Source organism: Porifericola rhodea, from assembly GCF_030506305.1.
Classification (GTDB): Bacteria; Bacteroidota; Bacteroidia; order Cytophagales; family Cyclobacteriaceae; genus Catalinimonas; species Catalinimonas rhodea.
Genome location: NZ_CP119421.1, coordinates 2,102,643 through 2,119,458, shown reverse-complemented (window position 1 = coordinate 2,119,458; position 16,816 = coordinate 2,102,643). Strand labels below are relative to the sequence as shown.

Sequence of the window (16,816 nt, the reverse complement as noted above, 5' to 3'; positions counted from 1 at the left end):
TAGCTCCGTGAAAAATATTATCTTAATCAGTAGTTTTTCGCTCCTGTTGCTAGCTGCCACTTTCAATACGGCAGGCGTCAAACAATATAGAGTAAAGAAAGTAGTCATAGACCCTGGGCATGGAGGTAAAGATCCTGGCACTCATGGGCTTATTTCTAACGAAAAAGATGTAGTACTTAATATTGCGACACATCTTGGCCGCATTATTAAGGAAAACATGGATGACGTAGAAGTAATCTTTACTCGTACCGATGACAGCTTTCCATCTCTAGAAGATCGTGCGGTTTTGGCAAACAAAAATGATGCTGATATCTTTATTTCTATTCATGCTAATGCGCTACCACCAGGCAATGAGTCGGTGCACGGTACAGAAAGTTACGTTATGGGTGCGCATACTCGCGAAGGTAACCTGGAAGTGGCGAAGCGCGAAAACTCAGTGATACTGATGGAGGAAAACTACGAAGAGCGCTATGAAGGTTTTGATCCACTTTCTCCTGAGTCTCATATACTTTTTTCATTGTACCAGGGGGCATATCTAAACAATAGCCTACGGTTAGCAGATAAAATAGAGAGACAATTTAAAGAGCGCGTAGGTCGTCGAAGCCGAGGGGTTAAACAGGCCGGGTTTTGGGTGCTTTGGCGTACGTCAATGCCCAGTGTGCTGGTAGAGGTAGGTTACCTCACCAACCCCAAAGAAGAAAAGTATCTTAATGATCGGCTGGGGCAGGTATATATTGCTTCAGGGATTTATCGTGCTATTAGAGATTATAAGCAAGAAATAGAATCCCTTTAAGAATTATCTCGTTATTTAAAACTATCAACCCTCTAGCTTATGCGATGGGTTGTTTTTATAGCCTATGATAAATACTAACCAATAATATTTTTTAGTGAAAGTTTCCAAAGAAGTTAAAGTAGCTATCCTAGCCATAATAGCAGGAGCCATACTCTATTTTGGTATCAGATTTTTAAAAGGAACCGAAATACTCTCAACCAACAACACATACTACGTGGTATACGAAGAAATAGATGGTCTTACTGCCTCAAATTCAGTATTGATCAACGGTTTACCGGTAGGTTATGTGGATAAAATAGATCTGCTACAAAGTCGTAATAATAAGTTATTGGTAACCCTTAAGCTGGACGAAGAAGTGATTGTAGGCAGAAATGCTGCCGCTGTACTCACTACCAGTGACCTACTGGGGGGCAAAGCCATTATTCTAGAGACCGGAGATATAAACCAACCATTGGCAGAGGGCGATACTTTAGTGTCTAAAAAGGAGGTAGGTATTGCTGAACTGGTACAGGCCAAAACGCTTCCCATTGTAGATCAGCTTGACTCCACTATTACTAAATTAAATTTTATTCTTTCTGCCTTTGTTCGCGATACGGGGAGTGTAACTAATGCGCTGGAGAACGTAGAAAGCATTACTGTAGAGGCAGAATCTCTCGTGGCAGAAAATCGTAGAAACCTCGGTAATATTATTACCAACCTAAGTACACTCTCAGAAACATTGGCTGATGAGCAGCAAGGGGTGGCTCCTCTCATGGCAAAACTTAATAATCTGGCGGATTCGCTCAACCAGATTCAGTTACAATCTACTGTGCAAAAGCTAGATCAGACTATGGCTAACCTACAGTCTATAACTCAAAAAATGCAGCAGGAGGATGGTACTATGGGTAAACTTATTAATGATGACTCTTTGTATGTCAATCTTAATCAAACTGTTGCTGATCTGGATAGCTTATTAGTAGATTTGAAGGCTAATCCAAAACGCTACGTGAGATTTTCTATCTTTGGCGGTAAAGATTAACACTATATAACTTACGCTTAGAATTTGAGAGGGGAAGAACCTATGGACGATAAAGAGTTAAAAGCACTAGTTTCATTACTAGACGATGATGACCAGGAGGTATTAGGACATGTGGAGGATAAAATTATTTCTTTTGGAGATGTTATTATCCCTTTTTTAGAAGAGCAGTGGGAAAACAGCTTTAACCCTAACGTACAGAAGAGGATAGAAGACATTATCCATACCCTTCAGTTTGAATCTCTTAAGAACAGATTGAAAAACTGGTTTAATTCTGAAGATCAGGATTTACTGGAAGGGATGTGGATTATTGCAACCTACCAATACCCTGACTTATCGCTGGATCAACTTAAAAAACAGTTAGAACAAATCTACTATGAGGCCTGGCTGGAGTTTAAAACAGACGTCCACCCCTTTGACCAGGTCAAAATTTTAAATAGCGTACTCTTCAGTAAGCTGAAATTTAGCGCCAATACTAAAAACTTTCATGCTCCGGCAAATTCCATGATTAACATGGTGCTGGAGAGTAAAAAAGGAAACCCAATTAGCCTTTGTGTAATATATATGCTGGTGGCCCGGCGCCTTAAGTTGCCAATTTATGGAGTTAACTTACCCAGCCTCTTTATCTTAACCTATAAGTCAGAGGAAATGCAATTTTATGTAAATGCTTTCAATCGTGGGCTAATTTTTAGCAAAAACGATATTGACAATTATATTGCACAGCTAAAGCTTCAGCCAATAGATATCTTTTACGAGCCTTGTAGCAATGTTGATATTATAAGAAGAATGTTTCGTAACCTGATTGTGTCTTTTGAGAAGTTGGGAGATTATGACAAAGCAGAAGAGATAAAGACACTTTTATCAATTATTTTTTCAGAGAATGATCCAGGATTAAGTTTATAAGTAGATTTTACTCAAAATCTACTTATATTAGACTATATTTTTTGAGCAGTATAGTTATTTAAGAACACTCAATATTAAGGGTAAAAACACCTTTTTTGCTTCATATACTGCCCATGTTTAGTTTTTTATAGCTATTTTTTTGCTAGAGATTAATAGATAGGCTGTTTTAGTTTGCAAGCCTGGCACTTTTTAAGCGTTTACACTCAATCAATACACCAAACCGCAATGCAAAGAGCATTACCTTATACTATTACTATCCTGAGCGGCCTTGCCATATTTATCTACACCGTTGTAATTCCCAGCAAAGAGAGAGCATCTCATGCTATGGATCGTCCTCTAAAGCATGCATATACTGAGACAAGTGCCAACCACTACACCGTAGAAAATATTAGTGCTAAAGAATACTCTGAAAAAAACTTGATTACTGAGTTGGAAAATACATTTACCCATTGGTACCTGACCAAAGCCGAACGCAAAGAAATAAGCGATATAAATAAATTGGCTATGGAAGCTTATAAAGCTGCCAAAACAGATGAAGAGCGCAAAAGGATAATCAAGCGTTACCCCTATTATTTTAGCAAAATTGGACGTCCGCTACTGGAGCAACCTTAAATATATCTTATAGAATGAACTGGAAAGATAGCATCACTTTAAACTTACTGGCAGCAGAGTTATTTCTGTAAGTTAGTCTATGGAAAGCATCTACTCTTACTACTCTAAAAATATTTTCTACACCATAACCCACTTCTACAAATGGCTTATCACCCAGGTATCCAAATGTTGGTATAGGGTTACCCGCTAGATCTGTCTCTGCCAGTATTTTTTTATTTTCTTCTCGTATTCCTCCATACAACACATTGGTAGTAGCCAGTAGCCGCCATTTCAGCTTTTTGATGAGCGGAACCCTGTTCAGTATAAAACCCTGAAATGAATGCTTGTAATGAAGTGCCGCATAGTGGTCGCTGATAAACTCTATCCTGTTCATAGTACTGTATGCTGCGGTAGAGTAAAAAGACGACTCATTGCCTAAATGTATTTTAAGCAATGGATAGGGTAAAGCATCAAATATGTACCCTCCTTCTAATTCGTAAGTAGAAGTTCCAAGGATACCCATCTTTAACCGTTGGCTGATGCTACCTTCAAGCTTACGGTAAGCAAAGTCGCTACTCAGCACACCCTCCAGACCTATGGTATATTTAAGCTTAAATACAGGCCAACGCAAAGTTCCTAAACTCAAACGGCGATTTCCCTGCTGCACAAACTGCTCATCACGTGCAAACTTAGCTTCCAACCTAATTTCAGAAGTAGTAAAACGCCCATCCTGTACTGAAAGTGCGTCTGAAGGGTTTTCCAGATAGGCAAAGTTAAAGAGCGGCTCAAACCACTCATGACGAAAAGTAGCTGTAGTAGATAGGCCTAGGGGTAGCTGACGAAAGAGACTAATACTTGTTCTGTCAAATCTATAGGCACGATCTAAATCGCCAAAAAATGAAGACGCATAAAAGATATAGTTTTCGTTCTGTAACTCTTCGGCATAAATTCCAATCTGGCTTAGGTCATGAGAGTGGTCTATACTAACTGTAGCCCAAGGGGCACGACTTAAAATATAGTCAACCCCTGCTCCATATTTCCATTGTTTATCTAAGGTTCCGTATGCCCCATAGGCTCTTAAAGTCCACCTTTTGCTGAAATTACTATTTGTTCTGAAACCTAATCTACCTCGGTGTCCTTCTACAGTATTGTTTGCATAAGTATAGAGATAAGGCCCAATATCAATCTTTCCGATAGGTTTATAACCACTGATAAATGTATCTAGTATGGTAGCATATGTTTTTACTACCGGAATCTGGTTGAGCGTATCTATCATATCATACAATTGCAGCTCACTACTTGTCAGTTGCTCGTGACGATTTTGTTGCCAATAGCTTTCATCCGTCTCATAAGCAGTTTCCAGTACACTTACATTCGTTTCGTAAAATCGGCTGTCATGCTCCCGGTTAACAACAAAATCGCGATTAGAACTATAAAACTTTGCTAACAGGCCTGGGGTATTGCCAAACTCTTCAGAGTCTATCAGCACTCTGGTTTTCTCAGGAAGCCAGGCCTCTGAGCTATCTTTAGTCAGCGTCTGCTGAATACGAATTTGCTCAATATAATTGAGGTTAGCCTTTTCAGTAATTTGTACGTCTACCTGTTTTAAGGCGTATTCTTCCTTCGTAATCCAGACTGTACCTCTAAAAGCCAGATCCTGCTCACTTTTAGGAAAAAAATCAAGGCGATAACAATAGTCCTTGCCTACATAAAGGCTATCGCTTAGGTCGTACTCATAATAGAGTCGCGCTCCACTCGCAATTGGAGAAATAAATTCTTTACCCACTATATTGAGCCAGTTTTGATAAAAATTATACTGCTGAAAGGTAGATCCAGTAATTTGCGCCAACCAACTGTCTGCCTGCAGGCCTACGCCAGAAATCTTGGTTTTTAGAATATTCTCTCTTCGGAGGTCTGGATTGTTTTTATGGTAAACCTGCGATACCGTTTCTGACAAAAACACAGGAATAATGGGTTTTCCATCTTCGCCTAAAACCTGCTGAAGGCTATCCAAACGATCTGTAACTTTACGCAAAAAACTACTCTGCCTCTCTTTTTCCGGCAGATGATCTATATCAATTTCAACTTTTGTATAGCTCTCATACTCATAGGCATCCAGCTTACTTCTGTTGTTGATGTCTCTGCGCTTATCTAAGCGGCGCAAAATTTCAAAGGCAGGGTTTTCGCCTGCATAAAAGACAACCTCCTGTAAAGAGACTACATCTGGCGAAAGCTGAATGTTAATAGTTTGACTTTTGGCAGGGGTAAAAGCCCGTGACTTAGAGATATACCCCACATAGCTTATCTGCAAAGTATCTTGCTGCGAATGGGCGGGCAATTGTAACTGAAAAATACCATCAAAATCGGTATTGGTACCTTTTCCTGTACTTTTAAGCACAACATTAGCAAAAGGTACAGCATCACCGGTTTCAGCATCGGTTACTTTTCCACTTACAACTAGCTCCTGCGCAACCGACATGCCTAAACCTAGGGAGCAGAGGAGCAATAGAACTAAAAGAAAACAGCTTACATGGGGTCTTTTCCGGTACATCTTAAACACATACTTAACTCTTTGCAAATACGCAGAACAGTCCAGAAAGTTAGTAGATAAAGCCTAAGCATTTTTCTCAATTATATTGTCTATGTTACGACGCTTGAGATACAGCTATTTTTAGGCTTTTAACTTTTGAAAGGTCAGGCTAACTAAAGGACTTTAGCAACAAATTAAGTGTATATGCTCAATATTACCAGTGACAAGTAATAAATATTGTGAACAAACCAATTTCTTCACTAATTATTACCTAGGCATGCAATACCCCTTCCATCTGTACCGACTCTATGAAAGAAAAGTGATCTTCGTGTGTGCTCTCGGGTAGAAAGAGAAACTTTTTATCGTATAGTTTATCGCCAATATAAAAGCTCACCCAAAATTGGTTGACCAGCTTAAAAAGGTCGGGCATAATAGTTTCCACTTTAAAAGAAGTGAGCGGCTCAATACTTTTAGTAAAGTGCCTAAGTGTAGATGTTTTAGTCTTATTACCTTCGCTATAACCAGAAGAATTGATTAAAACGTTTTCTAACCTTACATTTTTATCATTAATTAGATACACAAAATAGTCGTACTCACGAGACTCTGTGTTTCTTCGGCGAGTAATTGCCATGGATACTCCTTCTACTTTAGGAAAATCTATATCTTTCTTCATATTAGTACTCCATAATTAAAGTGCTGCTGGCTTCTTGGCTACCAGATCCATTTCAAAAAGATTGGCCAGATGCTGCTTTAGTCTGGTTTCTACTTCTTCTATATTTTGTGGGCTTCCCAGTTCTTTTTCCAAAGAGGTAACTGCCTTATCACTGATGCCGCAGGGTACTATATACTCAAAATACTGCAAGTCTGTATTTACGTTAAATGCGAGCCCATGCATAGTAACCCAGCGGCTGGATTTTACACCCATAGCACAGATTTTCCGTGGGTTCTTTTGCGCTACATGGTCCAGCCATACGCCCGTGAGGCCATCTATACGTCCGGCTTCCAGTCCATAATCAGACAGGGTAAGGATTACAGCTTCTTCAAGATAACGGAGATAGCGATGAATGTCTGTAAAGAAGTTATCCAGATCTAGCAGGGGGTAGGCAACAATCTGTCCGGGGCCATGATAAGTTATATCACCACCACGGTTAATTTTATAATAGCGGGCATTTTTCTCTACCAGTGCCTGCTCACTAAGAAGCAGATGCTCCTGCTGCCCACTTTTGCCAAGTGTATATACGTGGGGGTGCTGGCAAAAAAGCAGATAATTTGGTGTAAGCTGCTGTTCGTTCTCCGGCAGCTTACGATTCTGAATTTTGAGCGCTATGGTTTCGGCAAATAGCTTTTCCTGATAATCCCAGGCCTCCTGATAATCAATCAGACCGAGATGTTGAAAATTTACCTGCTTGTTTTGCTTAGTGTTCATTATTTCTCCTGAGGTACAAAAGACTCCAGCATCTTAAAACTTGAGCTGGTAGTTAGCTTTGTATGCTTAATGCTTGCAGGAATCAGGTAAGAGTCACCTTTTTTCATACTATAGCCTTTGCCATCAGCCATAATTTCTGCTTCGCCTTCCATACATACGTATATTACAAATGAATCCAGCTCCTGATAGTTCCTTTCAATGGCCTGATTTGCTTCTATCCTGAATGTCTCGAAGTATGGGCAAGATACAAGCTTTACGGGTTTATTTAGCTGAGGCTCATAGTCTGTCTTGTACGAATCATAATGCTGATAGTCTATGGCGTCAAGAGCTTCCTCTACATGTAGCTCACGCGCATTACCTTCTGCATCAGTACGGTCAAAATCATAGATACGGTATGTAATATCAGAAGTCTGTTGAATTTCTGCCAGAAGGAGCCCCTTTCCGATAGTATGTACTCTACCAGCCGGCAAAAAGAACACATCGTCTGCCTGCACCGGTTCCTGGTTAAGAATATCCGTTAACTTACCCGCATTAAAAGCCTCCAGGTATTTTTCTTTGCTCATAGGCTGGTTGAAACCGCTAATGAGCTTAGATCCTTCATCCGCCTGAAAGATGTACCACATTTCTGTTTTGCCAAATGAGTTATGGCGTTCTTTTGCCAGTTTATCATCCGGATGCACTTGTATAGACAGATCGTCATTGGCATCTATAAACTTGACAAGCAAAGGAAACTCATCCTGAAACTTGTTGTAAACTTTGTTACCTACCAGTTCTCCCTGGTACTCTTGTATTAAAGATTTTAAGTCTTTTCCAGCTAAGGCACCCTCTGCTACTTCAGAGATGTTACCTTCCACCCCTGAGATTTCCCAGGTTTCTCCACAATTGGGTAGTGGCCCAAAATCTTTATTAAGGATAGTTTTGATTTTTTTCCCACCCCAGAGCTTGTCTTTAAAGATGGTTCTAAACTTAAGAGGATATAATGCTGTCATTTTTTCAGAAGTTATAATATGGCAAAGGGTGAGTAAACACGATAAGGGTATAGTTTATACCACATTTACTCACCGCACATGCGTTTACTTTCTCATTGCTTTGTAAGCGTTTATTAATCCGTTCGTAGAGGCATCATGGCTGTTCACCTGCTCTTCGCTTTCCAGCTCAGGCAGAATGTTTTTAGCCAGTTGCTTGCCCAATTCAACTCCCCACTGGTCGAAACTAAAAATATTCCAGATAACGCCCTGCACAAAAATTTTGTGCTCATACATGGCAATCAGACTACCCAATGTACGAGGTGTCAATTTTTTAAAGAGTATAGAGTTGGTAGGACGGTTGCCTTCAAATACTTTATAAGGCGCTAGTTTGGCTATTTCTTCTGCACTAAGTCCCTGCTGCTCTAATTCTGCTTCTACTTCTGCCTTTGTTTTGCCATTCATAAGTGCTTCCGGCTGAGCAAAGAAGTTGGCCAGTAGCTTCTCGTGGTGGTCTCCTACAGGATTGAGGGTCTGTGCAGGCGCAAGAAAATCGCAGGGAATAAGTTTGGTACCCTGGTGTATAAGCTGATAAAAGGCATGCTGGCCATTGGTACCCGGTTCGCCCCAGATAATAGGCCCGGTTTGGTAATCCGCCTTATTTCCGCTACGGTCTACATATTTACCATTGCTCTCCATATTACCCTGCTGGAAATAGGCAGCAAAACGATGCATGTACTGATCATAAGGTAAAATAGCTTCCGACTCTGCTTCAAAGAAGTTATTATACCAGATACCAATCAATGCCAAAATTACTGGTAAGTTATTTTCTAAAGCAGCCTCCTGAAAATGCTTATCCATAGCATGAGCACCAGCAAGCAGTTCTTCAAAACGCGCAAAACCTATGGTGCAGGCGATAGGCATACCTATAGCCGACCAGAGCGAGTAGCGTCCACCGACCCAGTCCCAAAAGCCAAACATATTGGCAGCATCTATGCCAAATGCTTCCACTTTATCTTTGCTGGTAGAGAGAGCAATAAAATGTTTTTTTACACCTTCCTGATTACCACCATTGTCTAAAAACCATTTTTTGGCAGACTCTGCATTGGTCATGGTCTCCTGGGTGGTAAAAGTTTTAGAGGCGATAATAAAAAGGGTAGTTTCAGCATCTAATCCTTTCAGGGTTTCTGCAATATGAGTACCATCCACATTAGACACAAAATGAGCTTTAATATTAGGTACCTGATAGTGTTTGAGTGCTTCAGTAACCATTACAGGGCCAAGGTCCGACCCTCCAATGCCTATATTTACAATATCGGTAATGGCTTTTCCACTATAGCCTTTCCACGTTCCGCTAATCAACTGTTCGCTGAATACCTTCATACGCTGTAATACCTCATTAACCTCGGGCATTACATCTTTACCATCTACCATAACCGGCTTATCTGACTGATTTCGCAGAGCAGTATGAAGCACCGCCCGCCCCTCAGTCTGGTTGATATGATCTCCGCTAAACATAGCGGTAATCGCATCTTTTAGCTTACATTCTTCAGCGAGTTCCAGCAGCAGATCAAGCGTTTGCTGGGTGATTCTGTTTTTAGAGTAGTCCAGTAGTATATCCTCAAACTTAGCAGAAAACTGCTCAAACCGTTCAGCATCGTTATTAAAGAGCTCTTTCATATGAACACCTTTAAGCTGCGCAAAATGAGCACTTAGTTTTTTCCAGGCTGAGGTTTGGGTAGGATTGACGTTGGGTAGCATATCAAAAAATTTAAATTTGTGATAACGTGCTGCCAAAATAGAAAAATGAATTCAAACTTTTAGGAATAATTGCGATGAACCCCATGACAATCAAACGCTGATAAATGAGAACCCCTGCCCAACATACCGGTGACTCCGGCGAAAAGATGGCCGCTAAGTTTCTAGAAAAGAAAGGCTTCCGTATTGTTGCACAAAACTATCGCTACCGTAGGGCGGAGGTAGATCTTATAGCCCTTAAAGAAAACTTAATAGTTTTTGTAGAAGTGAAGACCCGACGATCTTCAGCCTTTGGCCACCCCGAAGACTTTGTAGACGAACATAAAGCGGAGCATATCCTCAATGCCGCAGACAATTATGTACATGAGCACAACTGGCAGGGCGATATACGTTTTGATGTCATCTCCATACTCACTCACCCACTTCTGGACATTAAGCATATAGAAGATGCTTTTTATTAGTATTCTCCCACAGCCGGTCGTGCTTTGCTGAGCCTGCTTTTACCATTACTTAAAAGAAACTGGCAGCCTATTCCATAGTTAAATGTTTTGTAGTATGTTTTAATGCTAGCCGGATCGTGATCTTCTATAATTAGCCCTTCTTTAATACCAAAATTGTTTTCGGTATATCCAATGTCAAACACTGCCAATACTTTCTCACTCATTGGGAGCTTAATTTTAGCTCCAAACTGATGCCCTGTTTTGTTCTTAAAAAAATCATTGTGAGTAAAGGCTTCGCTTATCTCATTAGCATACCCTGCAAACGATTCATTCGTTAAGTGATGGTAACGAAAGACATAAAAATAAGGGCTCAGGTAAGAATTACGAATCAGACGGATATCATACTCAGCAAATACGCCATACATCAGCCGGCTACGGGCCCAATTGCCAATATTGTAATGGGTTACCTTTTTTGGCGACTCATCTGGGGTTGAGTAATCCAGTACATACTGCTCTTCACGACCAATCTGGTTAGCATCAAAAGCAAAGTTAAAGCCTACATTTAAATGTCGGATGGCATACTGTAGGCTTGCTGAAAAGCGCGAGACAGCATCTATAGTAGCAGAGTACTGTTTATCTTTTAGTTGCGGAGTACTGTAAGAGAAATATTGTTTGCCGCTACCAGTAGAAAAGGCAAACTGCATGCTCCAACGGCTTTCAGAACTTAGCAAAGGAACCGGGTATTTTGCTATTTTCTTTTCACGCACCTTCTTAGTATCAATCAGATAGATGTCGAGTCCTTTCAGGTATTCTTTATGCGCACCTAAATCAAAGAGAATATAAGAGAAAGTACCTTTCTCTTCGGTGGCTATATTAACTCTGCTAAACAATTCGTTTTCCTGAAAAACCAGAAAGTTCCCATCATCCGTAAAGTCAAAGTTGTGATTATCGTCTATAAAATAGGCTAACTTATTGCGCAGGTTGCCTACAAGTACGGCACTAAGTATACGCTCACCCTGATCATTTTTGTGGCCTAAAAGCATGACTACCGTATCGGGCATGCCCGTCATATCTGGTAGCTTTAACGTAAACTCCTCATGGGTAAAGGGCTCTTCGCCCATAAGGTTCCGGTTAAGCATGGTAGCGTTTACCGTATTTCCCTCATAGCGAAAGATAGCATTGGGCAGCTCGCTCATATTTTTGACCTGCACCTCATCAGTGGTATTCATCAGCTTATACTTATTGTATTCGTACAAGTCTACCTGACTGGGAGTAATGATAGGAAAAGTATTTTGTGCCTGAACCCCTACAAGAGAGGTTATACAAAATAATATAAGGAGTATAGCTTTTTTCATATAAATATCTGTCTGCTTTTTCTTATGATGGGAGGCAGCCCAATAGTGCTTTTTATATCGAGTCATGGGTTAGCGTCTGCTACCATTTTGTATAGTATGAAGAACAATACCGCCTAAAATAATTATATGCTCCGGACTTAGTTGATAAAATATGGTTTTCGCTGAAGCAAGCAGATATACATGAACTTTACATTACACATAGGTGAAATTTGCATCAAAATAAGTAAAGTTCACAAATTTTCATAAATCACACCTAAAGAAAACCTGAATAATATTCTGAAAAAACTGGATTTACAATTCTTTGGGGTAGGTCAGTTCTTCTATAATCTGGCTATGCTGAGGGTATTGTTTGATCAGGTCGCTACGCTTTGCCATTTCAAAATCTCTAAAATCAAAGCCTGGAGCTACCGTACAGCCTACTAATCCGTAAGAGGTGGGTCTGGCCATACGGGAGGCAAACCATAAGCCAGCAGGCACTACAAGTTGAAACTGCTCCCCTCTCTCAGGGTTATTGCCCAGCCAGCTTACATTGAGTGCACCATTCTCTTCTAATACAAGTACTTCTATAGGGTTGCCGGCATAAAAATGCCACATCTCATCGGAGCGGATACGATGAAAAGCAGAAAACTTATCTTCCAGCAATAGAAAGTAGATTGCTGTACTGTAGGGTCTATCCAGATTCTCTACCTTTGCAGCAGAGCGGTAAGTTTCTGTGTAGTAACCTCCTTCAGGGTGAGGCTGCATATCCAGGTGATCAATCCAGTACTGTGCGTTTTTTTCCATCAGTTATTTTTTCTCATAAACCACCTTACCCTCAGGGGTCCACTCTTTTGTGGTATAGGGAGGCGTCTCGTCAAAAGGATCTTCAGGATATTTGATCTGCTTTTTGGGCAGTCGGTTCTTAAAGTCATAATACTCTGTCCACAACCCTACTTTATTGCCTTGCTGATACTCACCTTCTACCGCTACCTGCCCACTTTCATGAAAGTAGTAGTAGTAGCCTTCTTTTGCGCCATACTCAATAGGAATTACCTCTTTTAGCTTTGTGCGCTTCTCTTCGTCGTAATAGGTTATTTCAGAATCCCGAGGCCAGCCTTTAGAGTATTTTTCTTTATCCAGCAAAATGTAATTTTTGTTGTAGCGCGTCCAGCGACCGTGTTTGGTACCTTTATAAAATATACCCTCTTCCAGAATTTCTCCTTCGTCGGTCATTTTTTTGTAAGGCCCATGAAGTATCTGGGCTTTATCTTCTTTGATATTGCGGGTAGAGCGTATCTGTTTACGGTTGGTATCATACCAATAGATATCTCTCACATAAGGGTTGGGGTCTTCGTACTCTTTCAGATAGTGAAACAGCTCAATTACAGTCCCCTGACCATAACCGGATTCCGCGTAACCTTTACGAGTTTTTTCATCGTAGAAGACATTCTTTTTACGTTTCTTCTCCTTCTTTTCAACCTCTTTTTCCTCCTCTTCTTCCTCAGCCTCCAGATTAATAGTAAGCGGGACCTTAGTAGTAGGGTCAAGAATAAACTGACCTGCTGTATCTAAGGGAGCTGGCTCCTGCTCCGGGCTAGAAGTTTGTGCATAGCCCGGACTGGCGGAATAAATAAATATAAGAGTACTGAAAACTAATAACAGACGTGTCATAAGTAGTTATTCACCTTGTTATAGTGCTAACGGATGTGTTAGCGGTGATAGTGTATTCAGTTTAAATGTTTGTTTGCTAAATGCAAAGAGGCATGGCTAAGTTCCGATATATTTTCAGAAATGACAATATACCTCACATCCGAAACCAAGATAACTATATGTACTTCCCTCATGTCAAATGTTATACCATATGTCCTGCAAGCTTGTTTACATGCAGGAGAAGAATGCTATAATACAATTTACCAGTATTCTAACTGGTCGTTTATTTAATTAGTGAAGCAAGTTTGCTATTATCCTTACAGCTTATTTACCTTTGACTTATGCCGCAATCATACCTGCACATATTAAAGATTGCTATTGCCAGAGGAGTACTAGTCCATTTGTTGCTGCTCTATACTGTAGGTATGCCATTACATTTGCTGAGCCATACAGCTCATGAGGAGCCTGAGGCAACCATACATCTACACCAAGATCACTCTATACTTTCTGACAACAGCTGCCTGCTCTGCGATTGGTGGGTAAAACAAGATGCAGCTCCTTCATATTACAAAATAGCCAGTGTTCTCAGCTTTGTTGAATACGATTTTGCTACTCCAACATATCATATCCCTTATACAGAAAGCCTTAACAAGCTAAGCTCTCGTGCACCTCCCGTCAGGTGCTAGCTGTCTTTATTGTCTGTATTCTTCATATGCTATACTTAAAGGCTTAATTCCCAGGCTATAGTTATAGTCCCATTTTTTAAAGCCCAGGCAGTAATAAACCGGCCTCTGTATGAATGGATTCAAGCTTTATTAATTTATTTTTTCCCTTAAACCAATTATTCTATGAAATGGATGAATTATGCAGTTTATGTATTGCTGGTATCAGCTGTATTTTTGTTTACTGCCTGTGAAGACGATGATGTACCACCCGAGGAAAATGAGGAAGAAGTAGTGACTAATGTCACCCTTACTTTTATGCCAGAGGGTGGTGGAAGCCCAATCATTGCTAGTTGGGTAGATGCCGATGGTGAAGGTAGTGACGCCCCGGTGCTTACAGATATTGAGCTGGCTGCGAATACCACCTACATAATGGAGATTGAATTACTAAACGCGCTAGACCCAGATGATGTAGAAGACATTTCCGAAGAGGTAGCTAGCGAAAGCGACGAGCATATGTTCTTCTTCGGCTGGACAGATGGGCTCTTTACTGACCCCAGCGGAGATGGCAATATTGGAGCTGGCAATCGTGGTGATGCCGTTAATTATGAAGACGATAATGATGAGAACGGTTATCCTCTGGGGCTGGAAACCCAATGGACTACCGGTGAAGCGGCTAATGGTACTTTTCGCATCATCTTAAAGCATCAGCCCAATATTAAGTCCGAAACTTCTGACTCTACCAATGGAGAGACAGATGTGGATATTCAGTGGGACATTATTATCCAATAGTATTACAGAGGCCAGGCTTATTTCCTGGTCTTTTTTTTTAACTACTCTCTACTATTAGGAGTAAAATTTCAGCTTCTTCCCTTCTTTACCCCGCTTACCTCATTTATCTGTTTACTCTTTTTCATCGGCTTTTGTAGCTTTGCTTAGCCGGAACAGTAGACCTCAGGAAGCTAACAAAGCCAGACAGACTGCGTTCCTCAAGTAGTACACAGATTTTTAAACCAATTAAGATTATGAATCAGAGTAGTAAAGAGTTTTTAGTAAAATATTTAAATAATGCCTCACCTACCGGTTTTGAATCATCAGGACAGCAACTTTGGTTAGATTATATTAAACCTTATACCGATAATTATTTTACCGATGTATATGGTTCTGCTGTAGCGGTAATTAACCCTGATGCTAAATACAAAGTAGTTATTGAAGCCCATGCCGATGAGATTAGCTGGTTCGTAAACTTTATCACTGAAGAGGGGTACATCTATGTGCGCCGTAACGGGGGCTCCGACCACCAGATCGCTCCTTCTAAAAGAGTGAATATTCATACAAAAAAAGGCATCGTAAAAGGAGTGTTTGGCTGGCCCGCCATTCATGTAAGAGATAATAAAAGCGAAGAAGCGCCCTCTCTTAAAAATATTTTCATAGACTGCGGATGCAGCTCCAAAGACGAGGTTCTGGAGAAGGGTATACACGTAGGTTCAGTCATTACCTTTGAAGATGACTTTACTGAACTTAACGATCGCTACTTTGTAGGCCGGGCGCTGGATAACCGTATTGGTGGTTTTATGATAGCTGAGGTTGCCAAACGCCTGAAAGAAAATCAGCAGCAGCTACCTTTCGGCCTTTATGTAGTTAATGCGGTGCAGGAAGAGATTGGCCTGCGTGGTGCACAAATGATTGCCCAACGCATTAAGCCGGATGTGGCCATTATCACGGATGTGTGCCACGATACCGCATCGCCTATGTACAATAAAATAGTAAGTGGCGACCTTAAAGCAGGTTTAGGTCCTGTGCTTACTTACGGCCCTGCGGTGCAGAATAACCTACTGGATATGATTATAGAAGTAGCCGAGGGTAAAGAAGTCCCTTTTCAGAGAGCTTCTGCCTCCAGAGCCACAGGTACAGATACCGATGCCTTTGCGTATTCTAACGAAGGAGTAGCTTCAGCGCTCATCTCTTTACCTCTAAAATACATGCACACTACAGTAGAGATGGCCCATCAGGAGGATGTAGAAAACGTAATTAATCTGATGTACGAATTCTTACTGCAACTACCTAATGAGCACGATTTCAGGTATATTAAATAATAACTGAAAACCATTTGTAGACAAACATATCAAGGCCTTCTTAGAGTTAGCTTTTTATAAGCTGAATACCCTAAAGAAGGCCTTTTTTTGTTACTGAAGTCTTCTTACTGGCCCGGTGAACTTCAGGCAAAACTTACCTTTCCCAAAAATTTGGAGGGGCAATCTCCAACGAACGCAAATACACAAAGCCCTGCCCTCTGTGGTGTACTTCATTATCTATAAAGTACAGCAAAGTAGCATAGTTATGGTCTTTATATTCGCCAAAAGCTTCGTCTATTTCCTGAAAACGGCTAGGCTTTAGCTGTGCCCACAGGCGGTCTATCTCTTCAGTAGCTTCATCCCACATTGCCAATACTTCTGCTTTGGTTTTGGGCATAAGCTGCTCTTTAAACACATCTTCTGCCTTTTGCCATTTGCCTGTTACCAGACCTCTCATACCTGGGGTTGCCATACCAATCAGTTCCATAACTATGGCTGCAAACGGGCGCATACCGCCTATGGTATGCGTAAAAAAAGCTTCTTCTGGAAAAGCCTCTATCGTACGGCGGGTAAGGCGACGATGGCCCTGCCAGTGTTGTAATAGCTGTTGCGGGCTGATGAATTGAGGGGCTACTGCTGCTTCTTGTGTACTACTGTTTTCCATGATGAAAATA

At 40.8% G+C, this 16,816-nt stretch carries 17 protein-coding genes; 8 read left to right on the top strand and 9 right to left on the bottom strand.

Annotation, left to right across the window (positions count from 1 at the left end):
• Window positions 1-7 precede the first annotated feature (7 nt).
• From PZB74_RS08710 to PZB74_RS08695, 4 genes are all read left to right on the top strand, one after another.
• Complete coding sequence (locus tag PZB74_RS08710; RefSeq protein WP_302242188.1) at window positions 8-793, top strand: N-acetylmuramoyl-L-alanine amidase family protein; 786 nt, start codon at window positions 8-10, stop codon at window positions 791-793.
• 94 nt (window positions 794-887) lie between these two features.
• The gene (locus tag PZB74_RS08705; RefSeq protein WP_302242187.1) at window positions 888-1,811 is read left to right on the top strand and encodes an MlaD family protein; all 924 of its coding nucleotides are present in this window, start codon (window positions 888-890) and stop codon (window positions 1,809-1,811) included.
• Window positions 1,812-1,853: 42 nt separating this feature from the next.
• Window positions 1,854-2,711, top strand: a complete 858-nt coding sequence (locus tag PZB74_RS08700; protein WP_302242186.1) for a transglutaminase-like domain-containing protein — start codon at window positions 1,854-1,856, stop codon at window positions 2,709-2,711.
• 225 nt (window positions 2,712-2,936) lie between these two features.
• Window positions 2,937-3,323: a hypothetical protein gene (locus PZB74_RS08695; RefSeq protein ID WP_302242185.1), complete on the top strand. Its 387-nt coding sequence runs from the start codon at window positions 2,937-2,939 to the stop codon at window positions 3,321-3,323.
• Between the two features lie 7 nt (window positions 3,324-3,330).
• On the opposite strand, the gene PZB74_RS08690 is transcribed toward PZB74_RS08695, so the two are convergent.
• The 5 genes from PZB74_RS08690 to pgi all read right to left on the bottom strand — a co-directional run bounded on the left by PZB74_RS08690 (window position 3,331) and on the right by pgi (window position 9,984).
• Window positions 3,331-5,781, bottom strand: a complete 2,451-nt coding sequence (locus tag PZB74_RS08690) for a DUF5686 and carboxypeptidase-like regulatory domain-containing protein (protein ID WP_302242184.1) — start codon at window positions 5,779-5,781, stop codon at window positions 3,331-3,333.
• Between the two features lie 322 nt (window positions 5,782-6,103).
• Window positions 6,104-6,505, bottom strand: coding sequence for a hypothetical protein (locus PZB74_RS08685; protein ID WP_302242182.1), 402 nt, complete (start codon window positions 6,503-6,505; stop codon window positions 6,104-6,106).
• Between the two features lie 15 nt (window positions 6,506-6,520).
• A complete protein-coding gene (gene lipB / locus PZB74_RS08680) occupies window positions 6,521-7,258 on the bottom strand; it encodes a lipoyl(octanoyl) transferase LipB (RefSeq protein ID WP_302242181.1) in 738 nt (245 codons plus the stop codon).
• A complete protein-coding gene (locus PZB74_RS08675) occupies window positions 7,258-8,247 on the bottom strand; it encodes a type I phosphomannose isomerase catalytic subunit (protein ID WP_302242179.1) in 990 nt (329 codons plus the stop codon). Before PZB74_RS08675 ends, lipB begins: the two co-directional genes overlap by 1 nt.
• A gap of 84 nt (window positions 8,248-8,331) precedes the next feature.
• Window positions 8,332-9,984: a glucose-6-phosphate isomerase gene (gene pgi, locus PZB74_RS08670; RefSeq protein ID WP_302242178.1), complete on the bottom strand. Its 1,653-nt coding sequence runs from the start codon at window positions 9,982-9,984 to the stop codon at window positions 8,332-8,334.
• Window positions 9,985-10,088: 104 nt separating this feature from the next.
• Between pgi and PZB74_RS08665 the strand changes: the two genes are divergently transcribed.
• Entirely contained in the window at window positions 10,089-10,442 is a 354-nt protein-coding gene (locus PZB74_RS08665; RefSeq protein WP_302242176.1) for a YraN family protein, read from the top strand.
• Here the strand turns inward: PZB74_RS08665 and PZB74_RS08660 are convergent.
• The 3 genes from PZB74_RS08660 to PZB74_RS08650 form a co-directional block, all read right to left on the bottom strand.
• Entirely contained in the window at window positions 10,439-11,842 is a 1,404-nt protein-coding gene (locus tag PZB74_RS08660; RefSeq protein WP_302242174.1) for a hypothetical protein, read from the bottom strand. The genes PZB74_RS08665 and PZB74_RS08660 overlap by 4 nt on opposite strands.
• Window positions 11,843-12,067: 225 nt before the next feature.
• The gene (locus PZB74_RS08655; protein WP_302242173.1) at window positions 12,068-12,559 is read right to left on the bottom strand and encodes a cupin domain-containing protein; all 492 of its coding nucleotides are present in this window, start codon (window positions 12,557-12,559) and stop codon (window positions 12,068-12,070) included.
• Window positions 12,560-12,562: 3 nt separating this feature from the next.
• Window positions 12,563-13,426: a toxin-antitoxin system YwqK family antitoxin gene (locus PZB74_RS08650; RefSeq protein WP_302242172.1), complete on the bottom strand. Its 864-nt coding sequence runs from the start codon at window positions 13,424-13,426 to the stop codon at window positions 12,563-12,565.
• A gap of 320 nt (window positions 13,427-13,746) precedes the next feature.
• Between PZB74_RS08650 and PZB74_RS08645 the strand changes: the two genes are divergently transcribed.
• From PZB74_RS08645 to PZB74_RS08635, 3 genes are all read left to right on the top strand, one after another.
• Window positions 13,747-14,091: a hypothetical protein gene (locus tag PZB74_RS08645; RefSeq protein WP_302242170.1), complete on the top strand. Its 345-nt coding sequence runs from the start codon at window positions 13,747-13,749 to the stop codon at window positions 14,089-14,091.
• A gap of 162 nt (window positions 14,092-14,253) precedes the next feature.
• Window positions 14,254-14,859 (top strand): hypothetical protein, encoded by a 606-nt coding sequence (locus PZB74_RS08640; protein WP_302242168.1) that lies wholly within the window; start codon window positions 14,254-14,256, stop codon window positions 14,857-14,859.
• Window positions 14,860-15,092: 233 nt separating this feature from the next.
• Window positions 15,093-16,163, top strand: coding sequence for a M42 family metallopeptidase (locus PZB74_RS08635; RefSeq protein ID WP_302242167.1), 1,071 nt, complete (start codon window positions 15,093-15,095; stop codon window positions 16,161-16,163).
• 133 nt (window positions 16,164-16,296) lie between these two features.
• On the opposite strand, the gene PZB74_RS08630 is transcribed toward PZB74_RS08635, so the two are convergent.
• Window positions 16,297-16,806, bottom strand: a complete 510-nt coding sequence (locus PZB74_RS08630) for a DinB family protein (RefSeq protein ID WP_302242166.1) — start codon at window positions 16,804-16,806, stop codon at window positions 16,297-16,299.
• Window positions 16,807-16,816 lie beyond the last annotated feature (10 nt).

Coding starts and splice junctions, on each gene's coding strand:
- PZB74_RS08700 (WP_302242186.1), top strand. CDS start 1,854: ATGGACGATAAAGAGTTAAAAGCACTAGTTTCATTACTAGACGATGAT.
- PZB74_RS08695 (WP_302242185.1), top strand. CDS start 2,937: ATGCAAAGAGCATTACCTTATACTATTACTATCCTGAGCGGCCTTGCC.
- PZB74_RS08690 (WP_302242184.1), bottom strand. CDS start 5,781: ATGTCGGTTGCGCAGGAGCTAGTTGTAAGTGGAAAAGTAACCGATGCT.
- PZB74_RS08685 (WP_302242182.1), bottom strand. CDS start 6,505: ATGAAGAAAGATATAGATTTTCCTAAAGTAGAAGGAGTATCCATGGCA.
- lipB (WP_302242181.1), bottom strand. CDS start 7,258: ATGAACACTAAGCAAAACAAGCAGGTAAATTTTCAACATCTCGGTCTG.
- PZB74_RS08675 (WP_302242179.1), bottom strand. CDS start 8,247: ATGACAGCATTATATCCTCTTAAGTTTAGAACCATCTTTAAAGACAAG.
- pgi (WP_302242178.1), bottom strand. CDS start 9,984: ATGCTACCCAACGTCAATCCTACCCAAACCTCAGCCTGGAAAAAACTA.
- PZB74_RS08665 (WP_302242176.1), top strand. CDS start 10,089: ATGAGAACCCCTGCCCAACATACCGGTGACTCCGGCGAAAAGATGGCC.
- PZB74_RS08660 (WP_302242174.1), bottom strand. CDS start 11,842: ATGACTCGATATAAAAAGCACTATTGGGCTGCCTCCCATCATAAGAAA.
- PZB74_RS08655 (WP_302242173.1), bottom strand. CDS start 12,559: ATGGAAAAAAACGCACAGTACTGGATTGATCACCTGGATATGCAGCCT.
- PZB74_RS08650 (WP_302242172.1), bottom strand. CDS start 13,426: ATGACACGTCTGTTATTAGTTTTCAGTACTCTTATATTTATTTATTCC.
- PZB74_RS08645 (WP_302242170.1), top strand. CDS start 13,747: ATGCCGCAATCATACCTGCACATATTAAAGATTGCTATTGCCAGAGGA.
- PZB74_RS08640 (WP_302242168.1), top strand. CDS start 14,254: ATGAAATGGATGAATTATGCAGTTTATGTATTGCTGGTATCAGCTGTA.
- PZB74_RS08635 (WP_302242167.1), top strand. CDS start 15,093: ATGAATCAGAGTAGTAAAGAGTTTTTAGTAAAATATTTAAATAATGCC.
- PZB74_RS08630 (WP_302242166.1), bottom strand. CDS start 16,806: ATGGAAAACAGTAGTACACAAGAAGCAGCAGTAGCCCCTCAATTCATC.